Here is a 4,028-nt window from a genome sequence, read left to right as displayed (position 1 = left end):
GCCAGCAGGACGGTGCTGGTCGGTGTCGTCTCGGCGGGCTTGAGGACGGTCGTGTTGCCGGCTGCGACAGCGGGGCCGAGCTTCCAGACCGCCATCATCAGGGGGTAGTTCCACGGGGTGATCTGGGCGCAGACACCGAGCGGTTCGCGGCGGATGAGGGACGTGTGCCCGTCGAGGTACTCGCCCGCTGCGGTGCCTTCCAGCAGCCGTGCGGTCCCGGCGAAGACCTCAACTAGTCGGCGCACTGCGGGATTTCCTCGGTCAGTACGATCTCCCGAGGCTTGCCGGTCTCACGGCACTCGGCGTCCGCGAATTCCTCTGCGCGTTGTTCGAGGGCGTCGGCCAGCCGCAGCAGCGCGGTCTGACGCTCACGGGGCGTGCTGCGGCGCCAGGAGACGAAGGCCGCCTCGGCTGCACGCAGGGCAACGTCGACGTCGCTCGCGTCGGAGATCGTGGCCCGTCCGGCGAGCTCGCCGATGCTGGGGTCGACGAGGGCGCTGGTGGCACCGCCGGGCGCCATCCGGTGTCCGGCGATGAAGTTGCCCAGTGCGGGGGCTGTGGTCATGCGGACTCCAGGTGGGTCGGGGCGGACATGCGCAGCCGGGCGGGCAGGACGAAGACGGAGGGGCCGTCTGACTCCAGGGCCTTGGCCAGGTCGGCCTGGAGGCGGTCGGGCGTGGTGGTGACAGCCGGGATGCCGAACGCCTCGGCGAAAGCCGCGAAGTCGGGGCGGGCCAGTTCGGTCGGTCGCCTCGCCGAACGTGTCGGTCATGTACTCGCGCAGGATGCCGTAGCCGCCGTCGTCGACGATCAGCCAGGTGACCGGCAGATCGTGCTGCCGCAGGGTGGCCAGTTCCGCCAGTGAGTACATGGCTCCGCCATCGCCGCTGACCGCGAGGACGGGCGCGCCGTCGAGCGCCGCTGCGGCGCCGAGGGCAGCGGGGAGCTCGTAGCCGAGTCCGCCGGCTCCCTGCGCGGAGTGGAACGCACCCGCGCGCGGGTCGTACGCCGACCATGCCCAGTAGCCGAGGATGGTCATGTCCCAGAAGCTCGGCATGCTGTCGGGGAGGGCGGAGCGGACCGTCGCCAGGACACGCTGCTCCAGGCCGAGGTCCTGTGCAGCGATCCGTGAGCCGACCAGGGCGAGGACATCGGCGACGGCCTCCGGTGCCCAGCCAGTCCGGCCGATCTCCGGCACCGCGACGACGAGGTGTTCGAGGGCGGCCCGGGCGTCGGCGTGGATGCCGAGAGCGAAGTGATTGGATTCCAGTTTGCCGAGGTCGGCCTCGATCTGGACGACCCGGCCGCGCGGGGCGAAGGTGTGGTAGTTGCTGGGCAGTTCACCGAGCCCGGAACCGACGATGAGCAGGGCGTCGGCCTGTTCCAGGAAGTCGGTGAGGTGCCGGTCCTCCAGCCAGGACTGGAGGGACAGGGGGTGCTCCCAGGAAAAGGCGCCCTTGCCGCCGAACGTGGTCGCCACCGGCGCCTGCAGCCGTTCGGCCAGCTCCAGCAAGGCCTGCTGAGCGCCTGCGCGGACCACGCCCCCGCCAGCCAGGATCACCGGGCGCTCAGCCCCGCCCAGGATCCGTGCGGCCTCCTTTATCAGCTCGGCCCTCGGCCGCAGCGGCAGCGGCAGCGGCACGGCAGACAGATCGCGCACGGGCGGGATCGTCGTCTCGGCCAGCAGGACGTCCTGCGGCACCTCTACCCACACGGGCCCGTACGGTGCGGTCGCCGCGTCTCGCCACGCCTCGGCGATAGCCGAAGGGATCTGGGAGGCGTGCCGGGCGATCCGGGTAGACTTCACCACGCCCCGGGGCCACAGCCTGCTGGTCGGGCAGCTCGTGCAGGAAACCGCGTCGAGCGCCGCCGAGTCCGGCCGAGGGGATCTGGCTGCTGATCACCAGCACGGGAGCGGAGGCGGCCTTGGCCTCCTGCAGGCCTGCGAGCGCGGTGAGGGCGCCCGGTCCGGTGGACAGCAGGAGAGGGGTGACCTGGCCAGTCACCCGAGCATAACCATCGGCTGCGAAGGCGGCGTTGTTCTCGCCCCGGCTGGAGACGAACGTCAGCCGGCACCGGCGCAGTGCGTCGAACAGGCCGAGGGCGTGCTGCCCCGGGATGCCGAAGACCGTGGAGGTACCCAGCGCTTCCAGGGACTCGACGACGAGGTCACCACCGTCTCGGCGGTGGCCAGTTGTGTCGGCCGCGCAAAGAGTCACGTCGCTCACGCCTGTCCCGCCCCGCTGTCGCGCAGTTCGCGAAGAGTCGTCTCGATGCGCTCCAGGGCTTTGTCGAGGTAGCCGAGCTCCAGGCCGTGCGTGAGGCGCAGGTGGTACTCGACACCGAAGTCCGCGCCAGCGCCCACCAGGACGTCGCCCTCGGTGCGCAGCACGTCGGCCACCCGCGCGGAGGGCACGTCGAAGTGGTACTCGACGAAGGCGAGGGCGGTGGCCTCCGGGGCGTGGGCCGTCACGAGGCCGTCGGTGGACTCCACCCAGGTGTTCAGGCGGTTCCAGCCGGAGCGGATGAGGCCGCGGGTGCGCTGGAGCAGGGCGGTCCGCGTGGGCTCCGCGAGGGCGATCTCGGCGAGCTTCATCGACAGGATGCCGGTGGAGATCGTGAAGTACTCGTGGCGCCGCCAGCTCGCCTGGACCACTTCCCTGGGCGCGACCAGCCAGCCGAGTCGCAGTCCCGGCAGCCCGTAAGCCTTCGAGACGGAACCGACGGTGACGACGCGGTCGTAGGTGCCCCAGGCGGTGCGGGTCTCGATGTCGGTGAGTCGCTCGGTGCCCCGGTACACCTCGTCGACGATCAGCCAGGCGCCGACCTTGGCGCAGGCGGCGGCGATGGCGTCGACCTCGGTGTCGGTGAGGGCGGTGCCGACCGGGTTGTTCGGATTGACGATGTAGACGAGCTTGGTGCCGGGCCTGAGAACCCTCTCCAGCTCGGCGAGGTCGGGCCGCCAGCCATCGTCGGCGCGCAGGTGGAATGCGTCCACCTCGGCGCCGAGATTGCGCAGAGTGCCCCACACCTGACGGTAGCCGGGCTCCAGCACCACGGCGTGGTCACCGGGCTCGATCAGGGCGTGCACGGCGAGCGTGTTGGCTTCGGCGGCACCCACGGTGACCAAGACGTTGTCAGCGACCGCACCTGGGTACTGGGCCGCGATCAGCCCGCGCAGGTGGTAGTTTCCGCCGACGGCCGGATAGTGCAGCGGAGTGGACAGAAGGTCCCGGACCTTCTCCTCGGTGTCGACCAGCTCGTCCAGCCGCACCGGGTCGATACCGGAGTCCGCGAGGTTGTAGGCGACATCCGTTTCGTAGCGGGACTGCCACTCCTCCAGGGCGAAGGGGGTGAATGTCATGATCGGCTCCGTCCTATTGCGAGGCGTCGGGTCAGGGCTCCGCCGTGCGGGCCAGCCTCTGGGTGAGTAATATAATGCTCGAAGTGAGCAAAAGGAAGGCGAGAGTAGCCCTTCGTGTGACTTAGGTAGCGGAGAAGGGGCATGTTTCGGACAGCGTTCCCGGCGCAAGGGGGTTCCCTCGACTCAAATGGGCAGTATGTTGCACGCACTGCGCAACGAGTGGGTTGCTGGGATCCAGTAGACGCTCCAGTCCGGACGCGCACGGCCACGGCCCCGCCCGGGTGATCTCCGCCGGTGGGACCGCTGCCGCTACCCCCATCTCCCCTCAGTGCCGGGAGACCTCGCAGTGTGCAGACTCATCCGGGCCTCGGCGGCTGCCGCACTGGCCCTCACTCTCGGCGCGTGCGCCAACCCGCCCATTGACGGATCCGGCTCCGCGTCCCCCGCAGCCGATTCCTCCACCGCAGTGGTCAAGGCGGATCCCGCACTGACCGCGCTCGTGCCGGAGAAGTACCGCAAGGCCGGCCGGATCAAGGTTGCGACCAACGCTCCCTATGCTGCTCGGCGGCATCGCGGCCGGGATCAAGCTGGTCGCCGACGCCGAACTGGCCCGCAACCGCGCCTGCTCCGACATCGTCCTGGTGACCACCGACGGGAATCCGCT

1 protein-coding gene and 2 pseudogenes are annotated in these 4,028 nt (G+C 70.1%); all 3 read right to left on the bottom strand.

Features of this window, described 5'->3' with window-relative positions:
* Window positions 1-520: pseudogene (locus ABZ646_RS41925) on the bottom strand (aldehyde dehydrogenase family protein); the annotation flags it as partial.
* 41 nt (window positions 521-561) lie between these two features.
* Window positions 562-2,228, bottom strand: a pseudogene (locus ABZ646_RS41920) (thiamine pyrophosphate-binding protein).
* Window positions 2,225-3,364 (bottom strand): aminotransferase class I/II-fold pyridoxal phosphate-dependent enzyme, encoded by a 1,140-nt coding sequence (locus ABZ646_RS41915; RefSeq protein ID WP_360531641.1) that lies wholly within the window; start codon window positions 3,362-3,364, stop codon window positions 2,225-2,227. Before ABZ646_RS41915 ends, ABZ646_RS41920 begins: the two are co-directional and overlap by 4 nt.
* Window positions 3,365-4,028 lie beyond the last annotated feature (664 nt).

It is taken from the genome of Streptomyces sp. NPDC007162, from assembly GCF_040634175.1.
Taxonomy (GTDB): Bacteria; Actinomycetota; Actinomycetes; order Streptomycetales; family Streptomycetaceae; genus Streptomyces.
Note: the sequence above shows the minus strand (reverse complement) of the source record. Positions and strands in the feature narration are given on the sequence as shown.

Bases quoted from the DNA above. Each gene is read 5' to 3' on its own strand.
- ABZ646_RS41915 (WP_360531641.1), bottom strand. From the start codon at position 3,364: ATGACATTCACCCCCTTCGCCCTGGAGGAGTGGCAGTCCCGCTACGAA.